Source organism: Pseudothermotoga sp., assembly GCF_031962025.1.
Lineage (GTDB): Bacteria > Thermotogota > Thermotogae > Thermotogales > DSM-5069 > Pseudothermotoga_B.
In genome coordinates, this window is the sequence record NZ_JAVRKW010000002.1 from 169,167 (window position 1) to 190,278 (window position 21,112).

General features: G+C 42.1%; 15 protein-coding genes. 3 read left to right on the forward strand and 12 right to left on the reverse strand.

Going from position 1 to position 21,112, the window contains the following annotated elements; translation table 11 throughout:
* Positions 1–12: 12 nt before the first annotated feature.
* The 11 genes from AC4E92_RS02730 to AC4E92_RS02780 form a co-directional block, all read right to left on the reverse strand.
* Positions 13–1,314: an autotransporter outer membrane beta-barrel domain-containing protein gene (locus AC4E92_RS02730; protein WP_490239053.1), complete on the reverse strand. Its 1,302-nt coding sequence runs from the start codon at positions 1,312–1,314 to the stop codon at positions 13–15.
* Positions 1,315–1,542: 228 nt separating this feature from the next.
* Entirely contained in the window at positions 1,543–2,529 is a 987-nt protein-coding gene (locus AC4E92_RS02735; RefSeq protein WP_490239054.1) for a LacI family DNA-binding transcriptional regulator, read from the reverse strand.
* A 2-nt stretch (positions 2,530–2,531) separates the two neighbouring features.
* Positions 2,532–3,944, reverse strand: coding sequence for a hypothetical protein (locus AC4E92_RS02740; RefSeq protein ID WP_490239055.1), 1,413 nt, complete (start codon positions 3,942–3,944; stop codon positions 2,532–2,534).
* The gene (locus tag AC4E92_RS02745) at positions 3,932–5,902 is read right to left on the reverse strand and encodes an alpha-glucosidase (RefSeq protein ID WP_490239056.1); all 1,971 of its coding nucleotides are present in this window, start codon (positions 5,900–5,902) and stop codon (positions 3,932–3,934) included. The genes AC4E92_RS02740 and AC4E92_RS02745 overlap by 13 nt, the downstream gene beginning before the upstream one ends.
* A gap of 22 nt (positions 5,903–5,924) precedes the next feature.
* Positions 5,925–7,340, reverse strand: a complete 1,416-nt coding sequence (locus AC4E92_RS02750; protein WP_490239057.1) for an aldehyde dehydrogenase family protein — start codon at positions 7,338–7,340, stop codon at positions 5,925–5,927.
* 15 nt (positions 7,341–7,355) lie between these two features.
* Entirely contained in the window at positions 7,356–8,510 is a 1,155-nt protein-coding gene (locus AC4E92_RS02755; RefSeq protein ID WP_490239058.1) for a UxaA family hydrolase, read from the reverse strand.
* A gap of 4 nt (positions 8,511–8,514) precedes the next feature.
* Positions 8,515–8,796: a UxaA family hydrolase gene (locus AC4E92_RS02760; RefSeq protein WP_490239059.1), complete on the reverse strand. Its 282-nt coding sequence runs from the start codon at positions 8,794–8,796 to the stop codon at positions 8,515–8,517.
* A gap of 12 nt (positions 8,797–8,808) precedes the next feature.
* The gene (locus AC4E92_RS02765; protein ID WP_490239060.1) at positions 8,809–9,468 is read right to left on the reverse strand and encodes a transaldolase family protein; all 660 of its coding nucleotides are present in this window, start codon (positions 9,466–9,468) and stop codon (positions 8,809–8,811) included.
* Between the two features lie 14 nt (positions 9,469–9,482).
* Positions 9,483–10,301, reverse strand: coding sequence for a carbohydrate ABC transporter permease (locus AC4E92_RS02770; RefSeq protein WP_490239061.1), 819 nt, complete (start codon positions 10,299–10,301; stop codon positions 9,483–9,485).
* Positions 10,298–11,107, reverse strand: a complete 810-nt coding sequence (locus AC4E92_RS02775; protein ID WP_490239062.1) for a carbohydrate ABC transporter permease — start codon at positions 11,105–11,107, stop codon at positions 10,298–10,300. Before AC4E92_RS02775 ends, AC4E92_RS02770 begins: the two co-directional genes overlap by 4 nt.
* Before the next feature lie 61 nt (positions 11,108–11,168).
* Positions 11,169–12,440 carry an extracellular solute-binding protein gene (locus AC4E92_RS02780; protein ID WP_490239063.1) on the reverse strand — a complete coding sequence of 424 codons (1,272 nt, stop codon included), beginning with the start codon at positions 12,438–12,440 and terminating at the stop codon, positions 11,169–11,171.
* Positions 12,441–12,679: 239 nt separating this feature from the next.
* Between AC4E92_RS02780 and glgX the strand changes: the two genes are divergently transcribed.
* The 3 genes from glgX to AC4E92_RS02795 all read left to right on the forward strand — a co-directional run bounded on the left by glgX (position 12,680) and on the right by AC4E92_RS02795 (position 18,471).
* Entirely contained in the window at positions 12,680–14,827 is a 2,148-nt protein-coding gene (gene glgX, locus AC4E92_RS02785; RefSeq protein ID WP_490239064.1) for a glycogen debranching protein GlgX, read from the forward strand.
* Positions 14,828–14,871: 44 nt separating this feature from the next.
* A complete protein-coding gene (locus AC4E92_RS02790; protein ID WP_490239065.1) occupies positions 14,872–16,629 on the forward strand; it encodes a hypothetical protein in 1,758 nt (585 codons plus the stop codon).
* A 159-nt stretch (positions 16,630–16,788) separates the two neighbouring features.
* The gene (locus tag AC4E92_RS02795) at positions 16,789–18,471 is read left to right on the forward strand and encodes a YgiQ family radical SAM protein (RefSeq protein WP_490239066.1); all 1,683 of its coding nucleotides are present in this window, start codon (positions 16,789–16,791) and stop codon (positions 18,469–18,471) included.
* 1 nt (position 18,472) lies between these two features.
* Here the strand turns inward: AC4E92_RS02795 and AC4E92_RS02800 are convergent, their stop codons facing one another.
* Positions 18,473–21,106, reverse strand: a complete 2,634-nt coding sequence (locus tag AC4E92_RS02800) for a calcium-transporting P-type ATPase, PMR1-type (RefSeq protein WP_490239067.1) — start codon at positions 21,104–21,106, stop codon at positions 18,473–18,475.
* Positions 21,107–21,112: the final 6 nt, after the last annotated feature.

A 21,112-nucleotide genomic window follows, 5' to 3' on the forward strand; every position in this document is an offset into this window, starting at 1 on the left:
GCTCACCTGTATTCACCATCCAAGCTTTACTACCCAAAAGTCATCGTTACCATGACTTCCACTCACATCACCATCGTTTGACCAAGTATACCCAGCTACTATGTATCCACCATCAGCAGTCTGTTGAATTGAATATGCTCCATCAGAAAAAGATCCACCAAGTGCTTTTTGCCAGACTATATTCCCATTTCTGTCAAGTTTTACTACCCAAAAATCATCATTACCATGATTTCCACTCACATCACCATCGTTTGACCAAGTATACCCAGCTACTATGTATCCACCATCAGTAGTCTGTTGAATTGAATATGCTTCATCATTCCCAGATCCACCAAGTGCTTTTTGCCATTGTTTATTCCCATTACTGTCAAGTTTTACTACCCAAAAGTCATAACCACCATGATATCCGCTTCCACTCACATCACCATCGTTTGACTCAGTATACCCAGCCACTATGTATCCACCATCAGTAGTCTGTTGAATTGAATATGCTTCATCATAAGAAGATCCACCAAGTGCTTTTTGCCAGACTATATTCCCATTACTGTCAAGTTTTACTACCCAAAAGTCACTGTTACCATGATTTCCACTCACATCACCATCGTTTGAGTTAGTATACCCAGCCACTATGTATCCACCATCAGTAGTCTGTTGAATTGAATGTGCTACATCCCAATCAGATCCACCGAGTGCTTTTTGCCATGCTATATTTCCACTATTGTCAAGTGTTACTACCCAAAAGTCATAGTCACCATCGTCTGACTCAGTATACCCAGCCACTATATATCCACCATCAGTAGTCTGTTGAACTGAATTTGCTTCATCATCATTAGATCCCCCAAGTACTTTTTGCCATTTTATATTCCCATCACTGTCAAGTTTTACTACCCAAAAGTCAGTTCCACCATGATATTCGCTTCCATTCACATCACCGTTGTTTGAAGCAGTATACCCAGCAACTATGTAACCACCATCAGCAGTCTGTTGAACTGAATTTGCTACATCAAAAGAAGATCCACCGAGTGCTTTTTGCCATTCTATATTTCCATTACTGTCAAGTTTTACTATCCAAAAATCATAACGACCATTATTTTCACTCACATCACCATCGTCTGACCAAGTATACCCAGCAACTATGTAACCACCATCAGCAGTCTGTTGAATTGAATTTGCTTCATCAAAAGAAGATCCACCGAGTGCTTTTTGCCAGATGATTCTAGGTGCTGTTTCTTGTTGACTGGGAACGGTTGCACAGTTTTCAAGGAAAATTGCAAGTAGGAAACTCAGAACAAACATTACCCAGGATTTTTTCATAACACTCCCCTCCTGCTTAAAGGTTTTGGTTTGTGTTATATCACATCATATCATAAAATTCAATATCAATCACAAAAATTTACAAAACCCAAAAATCACACAGGACAATCAAATATACAAAAGTAGCCAGTGAATTTGCAATAAAAAGTAGGTACACAGGAATACCCTGTGAAAATAAGGCGGCACAGGCTATCAAACTTTTCACAAAGCCTATACTTTGAATGGATGTTATTTAACCCTAACAACACTGGATCTTTCGATGAGCTTTACATCGAGTATGTTTTCTTCTACCTGATTTTCACCGATGACTGAAAGAAAAGCCTGCCGACCGAGTTCTTTTCTGTCTATGTGCACGGTGGTCAGCGGGGGGTTGATGATGCTTGAAAAGACCAGATCGTCTACGCCCACAACGCTCAGTTGATCTGGAATCTTTATTTTCATCTCTTTTGCGGCGTTGATGACTGCATAGGCAAATATGTCGTTATAACAGAAAACAGCCGTTATTTTCTTTGACAGTTCTGTTTGCAGGAACTCTTTAAATTTCCCATAAGAATTTTCAAACCCTTCTGAAGAATTTATAATGTGCTGTGACAGTCCTGCTTTTTTCATTGCCGTTGAATAGCCTTTCTGACGAAATTGAGATGTGAATTTTTCTGGCAATGAATTGAACATTAGGATATTCTCGTGACCCATCTGGATCAGATATTCTGTTGCGATGTAGCCAATTTTTTCGTCATCCGGTCTGACAGATTTTAGACCTCTAAAGTGTGATCCAACGATCACTATATTGGTCTTGTGATTCACGCCAAGCAAAAATTCCCAGTTGCGCTGGGTCGATGTGATGATTATTCCATCGACTCTTCTTTCGATCATTTTAATAACGGCTGTTCTTTCACGTTCTGGATCTCTGTAGGTATTGACGAGTATCGTTTCAAAGCCTTTTTCATAAGCCGCGTCCTCTATTCCGCTCAAGACATCCGCATAGAATGGGTTTGAGTTATCGACTATTACAACACCTATGATTCTGGTTTTTCTCTGTCTCAGTGAAAGAGCCGTTTTGTCTTTGTAGTATCCAATATTTCTCGCAATTTCTAAAATCTTTTGTTTTGCCTGCTGGCTCACATACCCCCTGCCGCTCAGAGCTCTTGAGACTGTGTTTATTGAATAACCACTGAGCTGAGCTATGTCTTTTATTGTCACCTGGCTTTTCTTCACCTTCACACCTCTTCAGCTTTCATGTAGTCTTTGTATGGAAGTACTTTTAAAATCTTCAGATCGAGCCAGTAGCTCAGTTCAAAGAGCTCTTCTTCCCAGTTTCCTTTCACGACGCAAAAATGGTGCTCCAGACCGTATGTCATAATGGTGTTTATCAGATCGAGCACACTCAGTTTTTGTTCACCCAAAGCCATGCTGTGTAACCAGCCGCGGCTGCCATCGAAAGACGGCTTGGAATCGCCGGTGAATTCACCTCTGAAGAAGAATATACCACGTCCATTGTCGGTCAATCTCATGACAGTTGCCGGCATTTTATCCAAAACCATGCTTGCAACCGGTGCCATCGTGAGCCAGCCTTTTTGCGGGTCAAACGGTCCGGGATTGAAGTGCTTTTCCATCCAGACATTTTGAGAGTAGCATTTACTGCCAATTCCACAATGCCAAAACAGAACGCTGTCGTCCTTCATGTCTATATGGGAAATGTCAAAAATCAGAGAAGGACATTTTGCTATGTATCTGAGTATGAGCATGCTCAGAGCTCCGTAAAGATCACCCTCGCACGAGACTGTGATACCCATGTCATTTAAAAATCCAAAACTGGCACATGGAACCATTGAAAGTTGCGATCTGAACTGAGGCCAGCAGGTTATTGCAAAAGCTTCATAACCTGATTGATAAAGCTCTTTAATCACATCGACCAGCAAAGCGGCTTTTGGTAGAGTCTGATTGGAAAGATTGTCTATACTGTTAAAATGTCTTTTCATCTGATCGATTGTGGTTTCAGCCTGTTTTTGAGAAGCCATCAATCTAACCAGTTCTTTGAAGCTGATTTTTTCAACGGTTATGCCAAAATGATTGTATATATCAGATGGTTCATAAGCCAAATTGTCAAATCCTGGAGCCCAGCCTTCCACCTGGAGTATTTTTTTGTTTTTCAAGTTCTTAATGACACTCAGGGTTTTGAGCGTCAAAGTGATGCGTTTTTTGAAAATTTCCTGATCTGGATATCCATAAAACCATTTGAACTTTCTGTGTGGTTTTTTCTTTCGAAGGATACTGGCATTCAAGTTCATCGCACACAGTGAGTTTAAAGGCAACGGTCCGTGGTCTCCTTCTTCAGGTATAGCCCACAAACCGAGAAAGGTCTCCAGCTCAGAAAAAACCTGTATCAGATAGCCAGATGCGAAAGAAGCGTTCAAAATTAACAGAAAATCTATGCCTTCAGCTTCAAGCTCTTTCACTGATCTTTGTGCATCTTCAACATTTGCAACGAGTTTTTTCACATGGTACAGATCAAAATCAAGTTGTTTGGAGAGCTCATGCAAACCTGTAAGACATCTGTTGAATACAGCTTCTTTATTTCCTCTGAAATTTGGTTGCATTAAACCTACCAGACCCACTTTCAATCTTTCCAAAGTTTCTCACCAGCCTTTCTTATGAAAAACGCAGGTTTTCCCAGCGGGGCAGGGACTTTGTGTTCTCCGCCGTGGTACTCTTTGCCAGTCCAGTAATGGATCCATTGATCATCTGGCAGATAAACTGTTAACTCCTGTACCCCCTGGTTTAACACTGGTGCCACCAGTATGTCCCTACCCAGCAAAAATTCGTATTGTTCTGTATAGCAACGCGGTTCATCATAGTGAAGGAAAAGAGGTCTTATAATTGGTAACCCGGTTTTGCAGTATTCATCGATGTATTTTAAAAAGACACTCTTGAGTTTTCTGTGGAGTTCTGTCATACTCACGAAGTGCTCAATTGTTTCTTCATCTGAATCAAATTGCCAGTTTTCATCTGGCCAGTTGCCTTCATGGGTTCTCATAACCGGTGTGAAAACAGAGAGTTCAGTCCATCTCAGAAACAGTTCTTTTGATCTCACCGTTCTCACCAGATCAGGGACGTTTTTCGCCAAAGTCGTGTAGCCGCCGATATCAGAATGAACCAGGGCAACCCCGCTCAGACCAAGAGAGAGTGTTGCCGGTATCACGCTGGCTAAACCGTCGTCTTTCGACCAGTTGACCAGTTGATCACCATTCCAGTAAAGAGGAGTGTATTTTGCACTGCCGGTGTAACCAGAACGCATGAAGTAGACAATATCGTCCCGTTTTGATTCTTTGACAGCTTCGTAATTCAATTGAGCCCATAGAGCTGGAAATTTGTTGTGCAAAAGTTCTCCAAACTCACCGCTGTAAACTACAGCATCTACAGGAAAGTATTCTCCATAATCTGCCATCCAGCCAGACAATCCTATGCCGATCATGTTCTGCTTGATCACATTTTTCAACCACTCTCTGGCGTATGGATTTGTCAAATCGACCATCGCCGCAGAGAAGGTAGTCACAACGATGTGATATTCCTCACCGTTTTGTTTTTTCACAAGAAAACCTCTGGCACTGGCTTCTTTGTAAAGATTGCCTTCGAGTGCCAGAAAAGGATTTATGTATCCCAGAACACGTATCTCTTCTTTTTTGAGTTTTTGAATAGTTTCAGGTAAATCAGGGTAGAGATTCTCTGAGTATTCCCAGTTCCACATCAACTGTTTTCCAAAAGTTGTAATTCTTTTTCCTTCCCAGTCCTGAATCCAGACACCTGCTATTTTTAGCCCTTTGCTTCTCATTTTATCTATTTTTTTGAGCATTATCTCGCTTCCACCCTGTATACCCAGAATCGCTCCGTCAAGAATCCAATCGGCGATCCTTGGCTGTCTGCCGAGCAATTCTGTCATCTTGCCAAAAAGATCCTGCCAGTCCTGAGCTGAGTATATCTTCACTGTTATCGGTAATTGCCAGACTTCTATCTGAGCATAGTCTTTGGTGAAATCAAATACCATGTAAGAGGAACCGCCGATGTGACAGAAATACAGCTCTGAAGAGACAAAAGTTGGTTGGGGAAAATAAGTGGTGTACCAGTCACCACCGGCATTGGAAGACAGGTCGGCAAAGAGAGTTATCAGGTCTTTTTTGTTTCGTCCGACACCCTGTTCGCTCACCCAGATAGGAAGTTTTTTTCCTCTCAGGTCAAAATATGAGTACTGTTCGCCGCATCCGTAGATATGTTCGTTGTTTTTTAAAGGCAGTCTGAACCAGATTCTGTTCAGAGTTTTGTCGATTGGTTCAAAGGTGATCTGAAGACAGCCGTCTGATTCTTCAAAAATTACAGTCAGCAATTCTTCAAAACTCACTTTGTTTTCGTGGATGGAAAATTTTCTCAAAGGCACTTTGAGAAACAGCTCATCTGTGATCTGAAAATTCCCATGGTGCATTTCAAAGTCTGCTTTTCCAATGCCGCAGAAAAACAGTGGATTATCTTCTTTGTGAGAGATTAAGAGATTTTTGTATCTAACTTCAAAACCACTGGTTGTTCTGTTGATTTTCATTTATATCACCTCATGGTATACTTCAGGAAATATCAAAAGCCACCGTTTTGATTTCTGTCATTTCTTCTATGGCAAACCTGATTCCCTCTCTTCCTATTCCACTGTCTTTGTAGCCACCGTACGGCATGAAATCTGCCCTGAATCTGGGACCTTCATTTATCATGACGCCGCCAAAATTGAGTTCTTTTATGGCTCTGAACGCTTGCTGAATATCCCTTGTGAATAAACCAACCTGAAGACCGTACTTTGTAGAGTTTGCTTCCTCAATAGCCTGGTCAAAGGTTTCAAAAGGATTTACGGCAACGGCAGGACCAAAGAGTTCATCTGTCATTATCTTGGTGTTTTTCGGCACCTGACATAGCACAGTGGGTTCTATCAGATTTCTGTCTCTGCTGCCGCCAGTTAGAAGTTTTCCACCTGCTTTGACTGCTTCATCGATCCATTCTGTGATTCTGTCTGCGTTTGATCTGTCTATGACCGGTCCCATCTGAGTTTCTTGTAGTTCTGGATCTCCAACCTTTAATTTGCTGACTTGATCGACAAGCATTTCCAGAAATTCCTTGTAAACTTTTTTGTGAACGTAAATTCGCTGAACCGATATACAAACCTGCCCGGCTATTGAGAAACCACCGCTGACTGCCGCTTTAACCGCTTTGGATAGATCGGCACTCTCACAAACTATCATCGGGGAATTGGAACCAAGTTCCAGACACAGTTTCTTGATTCCTGCATTCTTTGCAATGAGTTCACCCACGGGGACGCTCCCGGTGAAGCTGACTACTCTGACTCGTCTGTCCTGAACGAGCTTCAAGCCGACTTGATTTCCCGAACCGGTTATGATGCTCAGTGCTTCTTCAGGCATTCCGGCTTCAAGCAGTATCTCACCAAGAAGCAGTGTGTTCAGTGGAGTTTTTGATGCAGGTTTTATTATTACCGCATTACCTGCGGCAATTGCAGGTGCCACTTTGTGACCACACAGGGCTAAAGGCACGTTGAATGGAACGATGGCTAAAACAACGCCGGCAGGTTCGCGCACAAAGTAACCTATTTTTTCTTGCGAACTTTTTAAAGAATCAAAAGGAAGTGTTTCGCCGTGAATTCTTTTTGCCTCTTGTGCGGCATATTCAAAGATTTCCGCTGTTCTGATAACCTCTGCCATCGCTTCGTTGAAAGTTTTGCCGACTTCCTTTACCAATAACTTTGCCATCTGATCTTTTTTTTGAATGAGAATCTCTGATGTTTTTTGCAGAATCTCAGATCTCTTCCACGCCGGCATGTTTTTCATCTGCTGTGCACCTTTTACTGCGGCGCTTAAAGCGTTTTCAATATCTTCTTCAGTTGCTTTTGGTACGGTATCAACAACGGTTTCATCGTAAGGATAATAAACTTCGATTTTCTGGGGTTTGTCTATCCAGCGTCCGGCTATTAACATCTTCATTTTCAGCCACCACCTTCAAGCACTTCTGAAGAGTTTTGTTAGAACAAATTCGTTGTGCCTGAGTATCTCTGCTTTTACGAGCTGACCATTTGCCGTTCTGACAACTCTATCCCACAGTGAATCGGCAGCCTGATCCAGATTCACCTCTCCTCTGAGTAAAGATGAAACGTCGACATCTATGTGTTCGTTCATCGTCTGAGCAGTTTTGGGATTGGCAGTTATTTTGATAACCGGTATGATCGGATTTCCTATGGGATTTCCCTGACCTGTTGGGAACAGATGAATAACGGCACCGGCTGCTGCAAAAAGCGTTACAGCTTCGGCTGCGGCAGAGGACGTGTTCATGAAATAAAGCCCTTTGCCTGGTGCTGGGTCGGCAAAATCTAAAGCTCCGTCGATCATTGCGTTACCGATCTTTTGGATATTTCCCAGTGCTTTTTCTTCAATAGTACTCAGTCCACCGGCGATGTTTCCCTCGGTTGGTTGAGAGCCGAGTAGATCCACACCCTGAGATTTGACAAGTTCCTGGTATTCATTGAAAAATTTCATGAATTTTTCTCTCTCGGTCTGGCTTTTGAATCTAAGAGCGACTATGTGTTCTGCGCCTGTGAGTTCTGTGGTTTCTCCAAACAGCACCGTTCCACCGATTTGCAAAAATCTCTCTGTGAAACGTCCAACGACTTTGTTCGCTCCCAGACCGGAAGTTGTATCAGATTCACCGCATTTGAGACTTATAGTGAGCTCACTTATGTCGACCGGCTCTCTCTTCAAAGCGGTTGCATCTTCAACCAGTTTGACGGCTGCCCTTGTAACCTTTTCTATGGTTTTGATCTGTCCACTGCCTTCAACCCAGAACGCTTCAACTGGCTTGCCTGTTTTTGCTATCTCATCGGCTATTCTGTGTGTCCAGTTTGGTTCAATTCCAACAACGATGGCGGCGGCGACATTTGGATTTTTACCGGTTCCTATCATCGTCTTGAAAAATAATTTTAGATCATCTCCAAACTGCAGCCTTCCGTATGGATGCGGAATTGCAAGAGTACCTCTCACGATTTTCTCAACAGCTTCGACTACCGCATTGGATATGTCATCGACAGGAATTAAAAGGACGTAGTTTCGCACGCCAACTGTGCCGTCTTTTCTTCTATAGGCAATAATCTGTCTTTCCATACTCTCACCCCCATCTTAAACTCTTTATGTTGTGTACGTGAACGTGTTCACCTTTTTTGATGTCACTGGTAGCAATCCCGATTACTTCACCATATTCGATGACCTTTTCTCCCTTTTTTATTTCTCTGAGCGCTATCTTGTGACCGAGTGGTATATCCTGCAAAACTTCGATTTGGTATTCACAGTCTTTATCCACTGTGAACCCCTTTGCCTTTGATCCTTTTTTAAGGTCAACAGTGGCTACACCAACATAATCACCGTTTTTGTGCACCAGAAAATCAATCACTGAAATCCCTCCTTAACCATAGATTGAATCCCAGGATTGCGAGAATACCTTCAAGCCCATCTCCGTGTAAGGGCTCTCAAAGGCTTTTTTGTAAACATCAAAAGCGCAGGTTATTATGTCCGCTCCGCACAGAGCGGCATCCACGAAGTGCTTGACCGATCTTGTGGCAGCCACTAAGATCTTTGAATCGTAATTGTAATTTTTAATTGCTCTTACAATAGATGGTATAAAGTTGGGGTCTATATCACCTCTCTCTTCTTTCCAGCCGACGAAAGGACTTATGTAAAAGGCTCCGAGCCTTGCCGCCTGAAGTGCCTGCACAAGATTGAAAACAAGTGTCATGTTGACTTTGATCTGCATTTTTTTGAGCCTTGCAAGTGCCTCAAAGCCGGGTTCTGTAGCGGGAATCTTTATGACAAAATTTTCTCCAAGATTTGAGAGCCTAACAGCTTCGCGGACGATATCTTCGCAATCACTCAAATGGGGGTTTACCTCTAAACTCACCGTGAAATCAGCTGATGGAATCATATCTTTGACCTTTGAAGCGAATTCTTCAACCTTCATTCCTGCGCTCATCAAATGCCGGGGGTTGGTTGTCACGCCGTCGATTTTCCATTTTTTGATTGCATATTCGATCTCGTCCAGCTTTGCACTGTCAAGAAAAAACAACATCTTCATCACTCCTTTTAACCTTTTATTCCACCTGCAGATAAACCCTTTATTATGTACTTTTGAAGACTCAGAGTGATCGCGAAAACGGGTATAAGCATCACCGTTCCGGCTGAGGATAACTGTCCCCATAAAGGAGCGTACTGACCCAGAAAGCCGTTGACTATTATTGGTGCAGTTTTTGCCCTTGAGCCGGTTAACACCAGAGCGTATATGAACTCGTTCCACGACATCAAAAATGCAAAAACGGCAGCTACGACGATGCCGGCAGACGCAAGTGGTAGAAAAATTTTCCAGTAGATCATGAAACCCTTGCACCCATCTACTCTTGCGGCTTCTTCATATTCCTTTGGTATGGAAGCGAAAAACGGCAACAACAGTGCGACAACGTATGGCAGGTTAAAACTTATATGTGCCAGAGACAATCCAAAGATGGTATCGTGCAATCTAAGGAATCTGAAAAGCATGTAAAACGGCAGAGCCAAAGTTATCTGCGGTACCATTCGGAGCATCAGGATTATCATTACCAAGAAGTTGTTGAATTTGAAATTGAACCTGACAAGTCCGAAAGCCATCATCGATCCGAAGATCACAGAAACAACGGTTGAGATTCCCGCCACTGAAAAAGAATTTTTCAGAGATTTGAGAAATTCCACGTTTTGAAAGATGAGCTGATAGCTTTTTGTTGTCGGCTTGAAATAGAATGGATTTTTGCTCCATATATCGATGTCTTTTTTAAAACCATTGAAGATGATTACAAATATCGGAAAAAGCTGAATGACAACTATCAAAAGTGCGACAATAAAAAGCACCCAGTAGGTTATCTTTTTTTTCACGAGAATTCACCTCTAAAACTTCTTCTAACTGCAAAGTAAGAGATCACAAGAGAAACAACAAGTAGAAAGACGGCTATGGATGAGGCGTATGATATTCTGCCAAACTCAAAGGCTTGCTTTTGTATGTACAAGGACAGCAGCATTGTGGCATTTGATGGTCCGCCGTAGGTCATCACGTACACCTCAGAAAAGATCCTCAAGGCATCTATCAATCTCAGAAGAAATGCCATGGCTATGACTGGTGCCAAACACGGCAGGATCACGTAGTATATTCTCTGCCAGAACTTTGCTCCATCCATCTGAGCTGCTTCCAGATACTCATTTGGCAGTGATGAAAGACCCGCATAGATGATTATGAAGATGAAGGGCCACATTCGCCAGATATCCTGTAAAAGCACTGCGATGTAAGCATATCTGGTATCAGCCAGCCAGGCAGAAGGACCAAGAGAAATGGATTTGAAAAAAGTCGCAAGAACACCGTATCGGGGTTGCAACATTAATCTCCAGGTGAGACCGGAAAGCACTGGTAAGATGAAAACAGGTAACATCAAAAGAGATCTGAGTATTCTGTTGAATGCAAAATCTTTGTTGAAAAGCAGTGCAACGAAAAAACCAATTACAAGTTCTATGGGTAAGGCGATTGCTATAAAACCAAGCTGCAGAGCAAGAGAGTTCCAAAAACCTTTGTCTTTGATCATATCTATGTAATTTGAAAATCCAACGAAGTTAGTAGATCCCAGATAAACCAGTCGTCTGTCTGTAAAAGAAAGGATCAAAGCAAAAGACACAGGAAAGATCAATATCAAGATTACAATCAAAAGCCCGGGGAGGATAAAACTGAGGAAGGGGCGCATGCCCCTTCTTTTTTTAGTAACCGTACTTCTTGAGGAGAGCTTCAATCTCATTCACCATCCTGTCCACAGCAACCTCAGGCGATACTCTCGATGAAATTGCATCAAGCCAGTGTGTTCTGATTATCGTTGATACCTCTGGATACTGTTCAAATCTGGGTCTTTCAACGGCATACTGCATTGACCTGTATATGCCAAGGAACCACGGTCTGTCCTTCAAAAATTCTGGATCTTTCAATAGAGATTCTCTGGCTGGTGTCAAACCCTTTGGGATGAGTTTCTTTCCAGTTTCAACAGACATCCACCAATAAGCGAACTCTGCCGTTGCTTGTTTTTCCTTAGATGCGATCGGTATGCCGACGATCCACGCTCCCCTAACCGCTGCGCTCTTTGCAGGTCCCGCCGGTGGCTCGGTGTATTCGATTTTTCCATATACAAGTGACTTTTCAGGATTTTCAAGGTCGGGTATCAGTGCGGGCCAGTTGAACATTGAGAATACCTCTCCGCGTGCAAAGGCTGCAACACGTTCCGCATGACCATAATCAAGAGCTCCCTCTGGTGCGTATTTGAGAAGTTCTTTGTAGAAGTTGATAGCTTCGATTGCCTTCTTTTTGTCAAGCACAACTTTATAGCCGTCGTTGGTGGCTTCTAAGATCTTTGTTCCAAAACTTTCGAACATCCAGACAGCTTCTGCTGTGGCTCCTTCTGTGGGTTTTGTGAAAGGTGCCCAGCCGTAAATACCTTTTTTAGAAAGAAATTTGCTCATGTCCAAAAGTTCCTGCAAAGTCTTTGGCACTCTCATTTCATAGCCATATTCATTTTTGAACTCGTCTTTGTATTTCTCTATCAGGTCTTTTCTTGTCAACCAGACGTAGATATTTGCATTAACAGGAAGCCCTTTGAATTCCCCTTTCCATTGACCTGCTGCAAAGGCAAGAGGCATTATATCTGCCATGCTCGGTCTTGCATAAACTTGGGTCGTTGGCCAATCTGAGAATCCTGTGAGAAGCGGACCAACCATGGGTATGTTTGGTTCGTCCACCGCAACCAGATCGTAATCGGCGCTCTTTGCTGTTACGCTTATCAGTGTTTTCTGCAGTAGTGTGCCACTTGGTACGAGCTCCAGATCCACCTTGATACCTGTTGCCTTTTCAAAATCAGGTACACCGGCTTTCAAAGCCTGGGTAAGAGCATCGTCCCAGAGTAGAACCCTTATCCTTGTGTTGTACGGTGCGGCAAAGAGTGTGATGACAAAAGCGACAAACAAAATCGAGAAGATCTTCCTCATAAATACACCCCCTTATGTGGTAACGTTACCATATCGATTAAAAAACCTTCACAAAAATTTGTCAAGAATTAAAACACCGTAATTTCACGAAAAATTTGAAGAAAACCTGAGAAAAAAAGAGCATAACAGTACTGGATAAGGTTCATGTGAATTTATTAATGAATATTGCGTGAGAATTGAATTAGATCAACAGCAGGGTAATCACCTTAAATCAAGCTATACTATTATTGGGTGATATCTTGCCTGACTATCCGGTTCAGTACAACAACCCGGGTCCAGAGGTCGTTTTGAAGGTCAAAAGGGGTTATCCAAGGCTTGGAGCGACACCAGATGATACCGGTGTGAATTTTGGTATCTTTTCGAGAAATGGTCGCAGGGTTATACTGGAACTGTATCAAAATTACTACGATGAAAAACCATCCCACAGATTTGTACTCGATCCAATTCACAACAGAACGGGTGATATCTGGCACATATACGTTTATGGTGTTGGTCACGGTCAGTATTACGGATGGAGAATAGACGGAGAATACGATCCTTTGAATGGTAAAAGATTCAACGTTTACAAACTGCTGAGTGATCCATACGCAAAAGCTATATCCGGTTCCTACGAATGGGATGAAGACAGCGTATATGGCTATGATAGAAACTCTCCTCTTAAGGACCTCTCTTTTTCGACGATCGATTCTGCACAGAGTCCGACAAAATCCATAGTCATCGACGATTCTAAATACGACTGGACTGAAGATAGAAGACCCATGATTTCGTGGAAAGACACCGTTATATACGAAATGCATGTTAGGTTCTTCACCATAAGTCCCACATCCAATGTGAGATTCCACGGCACTTTTTTGGGAATACTCGAAAAGCTCGATCATCTAAAAGAACTTGGAGTTACAACGATTGAATTGATGCCGGTGTTTGAATTCTGTGCAACTGCCAATACGAATATCAACCCTTACACGGGTAGAAGGCTCAAAGACATGTGGGGTTACAATCCTTTGGGTTTTTTTGCCGTAACGGGTAACTATTCAGTTGGTATGAAACTCGGTGAACAGGTTTTTCTGTTCAAAGATTTTGTCAAGCAAATGCACAAAAATGGTTTTGAAGTGATTCTCGACGTTGTTTACAACCACACAGGTGAGGGCAATGAACTGGGACCAACTCTTTCTTTCAGAGGTATAGACAACGAAATATATTACATGTTAAATCCTTCGAATAAAAGGTTTTACATGAATTACTCCGGCTGCGGTAATACGCTCAACTGTAACCATCCCGTTGTAAAAGAAATGATAATAGACAGCCTCAGGTACTGGGCAACGGAAATGCATGTGGATGGCTTTCGTTTCGATCTTGCATCGATTCTCGGAAGAACGCCCGACGGCAGATGGATAGGAGATTTTTCACTGTTAAAGGATATATCGGAAGATGCCATACTGCATGATTTAAAACTCATTGCCGAGGGCTGGGACGCCGCAGGTGGTTATTTTATCGGTCAATTTCCCCATGGCTGGGCAGAATGGAATGGCAGGTACAGAGACACAGTCAGGAGATTTGTACGCGGTGATGAAGGAGTGATACAGGATCTTGCCATGAGAATATCTGGAAGTCAGGATCTTTACGGCTCAAGATCACCCCATGCAAGCATAAACTTTATCACATGTCACGATGGTTTCACTTTGAGGGATCTGGTCAGTTATCGTTACAAACACAATGAAGCAAATGGAGAAGATAACAGAGATGGTAGCGACGAAAATTTCAGTTGTAATTACGGAGTAGAAGGTGAAACGCAAGATCCTCAGATAAATCGTCTCAGAAAACAACAGGTGAAAAACTTCATAGCCATTCTGATGGTCTCTCATGGCACTCCAATGATCCTGATGGGTGATGAGATGTATCGGACTCAGAAAGGCAACAACAACGCCTACTGCCACGATGATGAAACCACATGGCTTGACTGGTCATTAAAAGAAAAACACGCAGATATTTTCAGATTCTTCAGCAAGATGATCCACTTTAGAAAATCTCATCCAGCACTGAGAAGACCGCACTTTTTCACAGGTCTACCGACACAGATGGGACTGCCAGATCTGACCTGGCACGGCATAAAACCATTTGAACCTGATTTTTCTTATCACTCACACTCCATAGCATTCATGATAAGCGGCGATACGGGTTTAGATGAAAAGGACAACGATATATACGTAATCCTGAACCAGTGGCGTGAACCTCTGAAATTCGTACTGCCGTACATTCACGGCAAAAGCTGGTACAGAGTCGTTGATACATCAAAAGACCCGGGCGAAGATTTCCTTGATGATCCACAGCCGGTTGGATATTTATATGTTGCTCAACCAAGGAGCACGGTGATTTTGCTTGGAATATAGTAATATTATATAATTTGTCAACAAATCCAAGGGAGGGATTTTCAATGAGAAGGATGTTCTTTTTGCTCATTGCTCTTTTATTCACTCAGATTTTTGCATACATACCTGCCACGGCTGATTATGTGATTTTCCTGAAGGATTTTGACATTCTCAATTCATTTTTACCGCCAACCAGCAGACTGAACGACCACACAGAAGGATTTGTGTGTTTCTTTGGAAAAATGACGTTAAATCTTTCGAGCTTGATAGGGTTGATTGAAACTGAAACACCCGCAAACGTTCAAAATCTGCTGGATGTTTCAATCGTCACTGACGATCCAGAATGGGTTAAGAAGAATTTCTCGGCACTCTTAGACGGTCACCAGATTATTCAGGCAGATGGTCTGTATTATTTTGTTTCTGCGATGATGCTTGAAGATGTCAAAGCCATGATAAAAGGTCAGGTATCGAGTATAAAACCAGATGAAAATTTAACGGTTTACGTGAAAATGCAAACAGTTCCCATAATTGGTATAGTTTTACACCTGCTCGGTCTCAATGAGGGTGTGCCAGTTGAGGATGAAATGAAAGTTGTTTTTGATTCAAATATCGCAAAGATCCTCGTAAAATCGAACAAATCTTCCAGATCTGATTGGGAAGCCAAGCGTGCACAGTCGCAGGTTTTGCCAAAGGGATTGAAAATACTCAAAGATGCCCAATTTTCTTTGATGATGCCGGTCTCAATTCTTAGCCAGATTCCCGCAGAACTCCTGGAAGAAATCGGTGTAGATCTAAGCAATTTTGAGCTCATCTTTTCTAAGGCAAAGAATATTTCTTTGAGTTTTTCACAGGATATGTCAAAATTTGCGATGTTTTTTGACTTCAAAGAAGATTCAATCGAAGAATTGAGTGAGTACTTCAGCGAGCTTGGAGCGTATATTAGAAGAACAGAGGATTTTATTTATCTTTATTCTGATGAATTTACCGGGGTACTTGCGGTAAAAGGCGGCATATCGGAGATTCTATCGAAAAACGTTGATGAAAAAGATCTCGTTGCTGTTGAAGATGGAGTACTGGGCAGGATCAGTTTTAAACAGGACAATCTTTTTGCAGACCTTTCTTTATACAGAGAAAATTGCTCGGTGATATTGAATTTAGAACTGTCAAAAGATTTGATTTCTGATCTTATCAGTGAAATTTTGTCTGAACTATTGCCAAAGCCAGAAGAATTGAATTTACTCAACGAAATGATCGATTCTATCGATTTTAGGTGTTATTTTATGTACTTGGATCCACCGGAAAATATCGAAGAACTAAAAACCATTCCAGAAAAGTTCATAGACAGAATCACTTACCAGAGAAAAGAAGAAGATGACGGGTGGTTTATAACGATTGGTGTTAAGACCGATCTGGCAGATACCCTGACAGAAAAAGATTTGATGAATATGCTCAGTGTTACAGTCGATAAGATCCAGATTGATAGAGAAAACAAAATCATATACATAGCCAAGCGGTATGAGAAAAGCCAGTTGCCATCCGCTCAAAATCTGATAACAGATTTTGTGAATGGTATCAGACAGTATTATCAAGATTTTCAATTGGTCCCGGAAGATCTGGGTCAGCTATTATCATGGTATGTTTTCTACCCGGAACAGGTACTCGATCAGATTGTTTACGAACCGCAGTCTGTGGGCGAAAAAACAACAGTCAAATTAACCATCACAATCGATGAAAAAGTCGATGAGTCAATGGTCGAAGAATTGCAGCTTAAAGATCTTTTTTACGAAGATGGCAAACTAATCGTGACCTTTGAACTTCCATAAGTGTTTTTAAAAAAGCGGCGGAGTCTATACTCCGCCATCTTACTGATGTAAGTAGATTTTCACATCCATTTTGAGCATAATTTCAGAAAGATCTGTTGGTGTTAACATTTCACAGAATGCTGTAATGGGATTTTGCTAAACTCTTTTTGGAGTGATTCTGTGTTCTTACCAATGACCATTGAAGAAGTAGAGAAACTTGGCTGGAAGGAACTTGATATCATACTGGTCACAGGTGACGCATACGTTGATCACCCGTCTTTCGGTGTTGCGCTGATAGGGCATTATCTTGTTTCAAAGGGATTCAGAGTTGGGATCATAGCACAGCCTGACTGGAACAGTGCAAAAGATATTACCAGACTTGGAAAGCCAAGGTTGTTTTTCGGTATCAGTGCGGGTAATGTTGACTCAATGGTGGCAAATTACACGGCTTCGATGAAAAAAAGGAAAACAGATGAGTATTCACCCAATGGTGTTTCAGGGAAAAGACCCGATCGTGCAACGATTGTTTATTCGAATCTTGTGCGAAGATTCTTTCCAGATGTTCCGATCGTTCTCGGAGGACTTGAAGCAAGTTTAAGACGCTTTGCTCATTACGACTGGTGGTCTGATAGAATCAGAAAATCTGTCCTGATAGATGCCAAAGCAGATCTTCTTGTATATGGTATGGCAGAAAAAGCCATACTTGAAATCGCACAGACTCTTGAAAAAACTGGTGATATGGAAAAGTGCAAATCAATTGCCGGGACAGTCTGGTGGACTACGAAAAAACCACAGAACTGTTTTGAACTACCTAGTTTTGATGAAATCCTTCAGGATAAATCAAAATACGCAGAATCGGTGAGATTACAGACACTAATGACAGATCCGTTCAAGGACATTTCACTGTGCCAGAGGCAGGATAACAGGTACGTGGTACAAAATCCACCGCAGATGCCACTTGAACAAAAAGAGCTCGATGAGCTTTATTTACTTCCCTTTCAGAGAAAGCCTCATCCTTTCTATGAAAAAATGGGTCATGTTCCTGCTCTGAAGATGATACAGTTTTCAATAACCTGTGTGAGAGGGTGTTTTGGTTCCTGTTCATTTTGTGCGCTGACACAGCATCAGACCACACACGTTGTTTCAAGAAGTGTTGATTCGATCATCGAAGAAGCCAGAATCCTGACCAAGCATCCAGATTTTCGTGGTGTCATAACAGATATCGGTGGACCAACTGCGAATATGTACGGTTCAGATTGTACGATCAGAGAAACAAAAGGTCAATGTGATAGATTCTGTCTGTTTCCTAAAAAATGTGCCGGTGTACGGCCAGATCATCGAAGGTATTTGGATTTGCTGTATAAAGTCAGGAAAGTTGAGAAAGTCAAGCACGTGTTTGTTTCATCCGGCATAAGACATGATCTTGTGCTTCAAGATCCAGATGGAGAATATTTTATAAAAAAACTGGTCGATTTCACACCGGGACAGCTCAAGCTCGCCCCTGAACATTCACATCCACGTGTTCTGGCTCTTATGAGAAAACCCCCGGTGGAACTTTTTTTAGAATTCAAAGAAAAGTTTGAAAAATACGCGGTAATTTCCGGTAAAGAACGTTATGTGATAGGTTATTTCATAGTTGCTCACCCTGGTGAAGGCAAGAAGGAAAATGATCATCTGCGAAAATTCATAGAGCAAAAACTCAATTATAGACCGCAGCAGATTCAGATTTTTACACCTTCACCGGGTACCATCAGTACGGCGATGTACTATTCACAAATAGACCCCTTCACAAAAGAAGAGGTCTATGTGGAAAAGTCTTTGAAAATGAGAAATTCAATGAAAAAATACCTTTCAAGAGATTAGCCTATTTTTTCCTGTATCTCACAACTTTGACAAGTTCGTACAGCGGAACGATCATTATTGCCGCTGTCAATGACACCAGAAGCTGTTTTCCCGTAAGGCTTGCCGTGCCAAAGACATCCTGAAGTCCGGGTACATATATGACTGCGATTAACAGTGCAAAAGATGCCAGATTTGCCATTATGAGTTTTGGGTTGTTTTTGATGCCTACTTTGAACAGAGAAAATCTCAGAGATTTTGAATTGAACGCGTGCATTAACTGTCCTGTACACAGCGTGAAGAAAACCATCGTCCTGAGTAATTCAATCTGATCGTGTTCCATCAAAGCCCAACCGTATACAAAAAGCGACAGTGCCGAGAGCAAAATACCGCCGATGAAGATATTTACCAGGACATCTCTGCTCATGATACCTTCCTGTGGATCTCTGGGCGGTCTTTTCATTACATCTGGCTCCGCTGGTTCTACACCAAGAGCCAGAGCTGGAAGTCCATCTGTGACCAGATTCATCCACAGTATCTGAACAGGTATCAAAGGTAATGGCAATTTCAGCAGGATTGAGATGAAGATCGTTGCAACTTCACTGATGTTACACGATAGCAGGTAATAGACGACCTTTCTGATGTTATCGAAAATCTTTCTTCCTTCTTCGATCGCCGCAACGATGCTTGCAAAGTTATCGTCTGTTAAAACCATATCCGACGCGTCCTTGGAAACGTCGGTACCGGTTATGCCCATTGCAACACCTATATCGAATTTTTTCAAAGCGGGTGCGTCGTTGACACCGTCTCCCGTCATAGCCACTATTCTTCCGCGCTTTTTTAAAGCTTCAACGATCTTGAGCTTGTCGTTCGGTGATACCCTTGCGTACACTTTTACTTTTTCGACTATTTCTACCAGTTGATCTATGTCCATTTCGATTAACTCACTGCCGGTTAGAACCATGTCATTCTGCTCAAGAATGTTCAACTCTTTTGCAATCGTCTGAGCGGTGATCTTGTGATCCCCGGTGATCATGATGACCCTGATTCCCGCAGTTTGACATTTTTCAAGTGCCTGTTTGACTTCTGGTCTTGGTGGATCGATCATACCCACCAATCCCAAGAAGGTCATATCGCTTTCCAGATTTGAAAAATCATCTTTTTGCAATTCTTTGAATGCAACTGCCAGAACTCTGAGTCCCTGCTGTGCCATCTGGCTGTTATACTGAAGAATCTGTTCTTTATCCTGTTCTGTGAGCTGTTTGATTTCCCCGCTCTCTGTCATATATCTGGTGCAATTTTTTATCACCACATCAGGTGCACCTTTTGTGAAAGAAACCATCCTGTCTTGGTCTTTGTGGACAGTTGTCATCATCTTTCTATCAGAGTCAAATGGTATTTCGTGAATGCGAGGCATTTTTTCTTCGATGTTTTCTTTTTCAATTCCAAGATCAAGTGCTGCAACTGCCAGAGCAATTTCTGTTGGATCGCCCGAAGTTATACGGTTCTTATCTTTGATCGTGATAAAGCTGTCATTGCACAATGTTGCACCAATCAAAAGTAGTTCCAGAGATTTGTATTTGTTCTCTTTTACTTGATTGTGTTCAAAGAGTGTTGATGGATGTATATAATATTTGACAACGGTCATTTCGTTTTTTGTCAGAGTGCCTGTTTTATCAGAACAAATCACGTTGACCGATCCGAGTGCTTCAACAGCCTGGAGTTTTCTTATTACGGCGTGTCTTTTCACCATGTTGTACATACCAAGTGCCAGTACGATTGTCACAACAGCCGGCAAACCCTCCGGCACCGCTGCAACGGCAAGGCTCACCGATGTGAGAAACATTTCAAGTAGCGGGTTGCCCTCAAATATTCCCACGGTAAATACGACTGCGCATATAGCCAGAATTATAACGCCAATCTGCTTTCCGAGCTTTTCAAGATTCTTCTGCAGTGGTGTTTCTTCTTCTTCCATCTCTGAAAGCATTTTGGCAATTTTCCCAAGTTCTGTTTCATTTCCAGTGGAAGTCACAACGGCTTTACCTCTACCCTTTGCAACTATCGTCCCTGAATAGACCATGTTGAGCCTATCACCGATTGGCAGCCTGTCTTTATCTATTACCTCTGAGGTCTTGTCCACGGGCTGTGATTCTCCAGTCAAAGCCGCCTCACTCACTGAAAGATTCACAGCTTCAATCAATCTTCCGTCTGCTGGTACATAATTACCCGTTTCGAGTAGAATCACATCGCCTGGTACTATTTCCCTTGATGGGATGGTCTGTACCATACCATCTCTGATCACTTTTGCCGCCGGTGCAGCCATTTTTTTCAGTAGTTGCAGTGATTTTTCTGCTTTTGACTCCTGAATAGTGCTCAAAGTCGCGTTTAAAAGAACTATGATGATGATCAAAGCAGCATCGATACCCTCACCAACAAGGATTGAGATCACAGCGGCTGCAAGAAGAATGATTATTAAAAAATCTGTGAACTGAGAAAAAAACATCTGCCAGACTGTTTTTCTTTTCTTTTGAGTTATTTCGTTTGGACCGTATTGTTCAAGTCTTTTTCTCGCTTCCTGGCTGGTGAGACCGTTTTTGGGATCTACCTGCATGTCCTCACAGACTTGGTCGACTTTCATTCTGTAGAAATCTTTCAACACAATCAC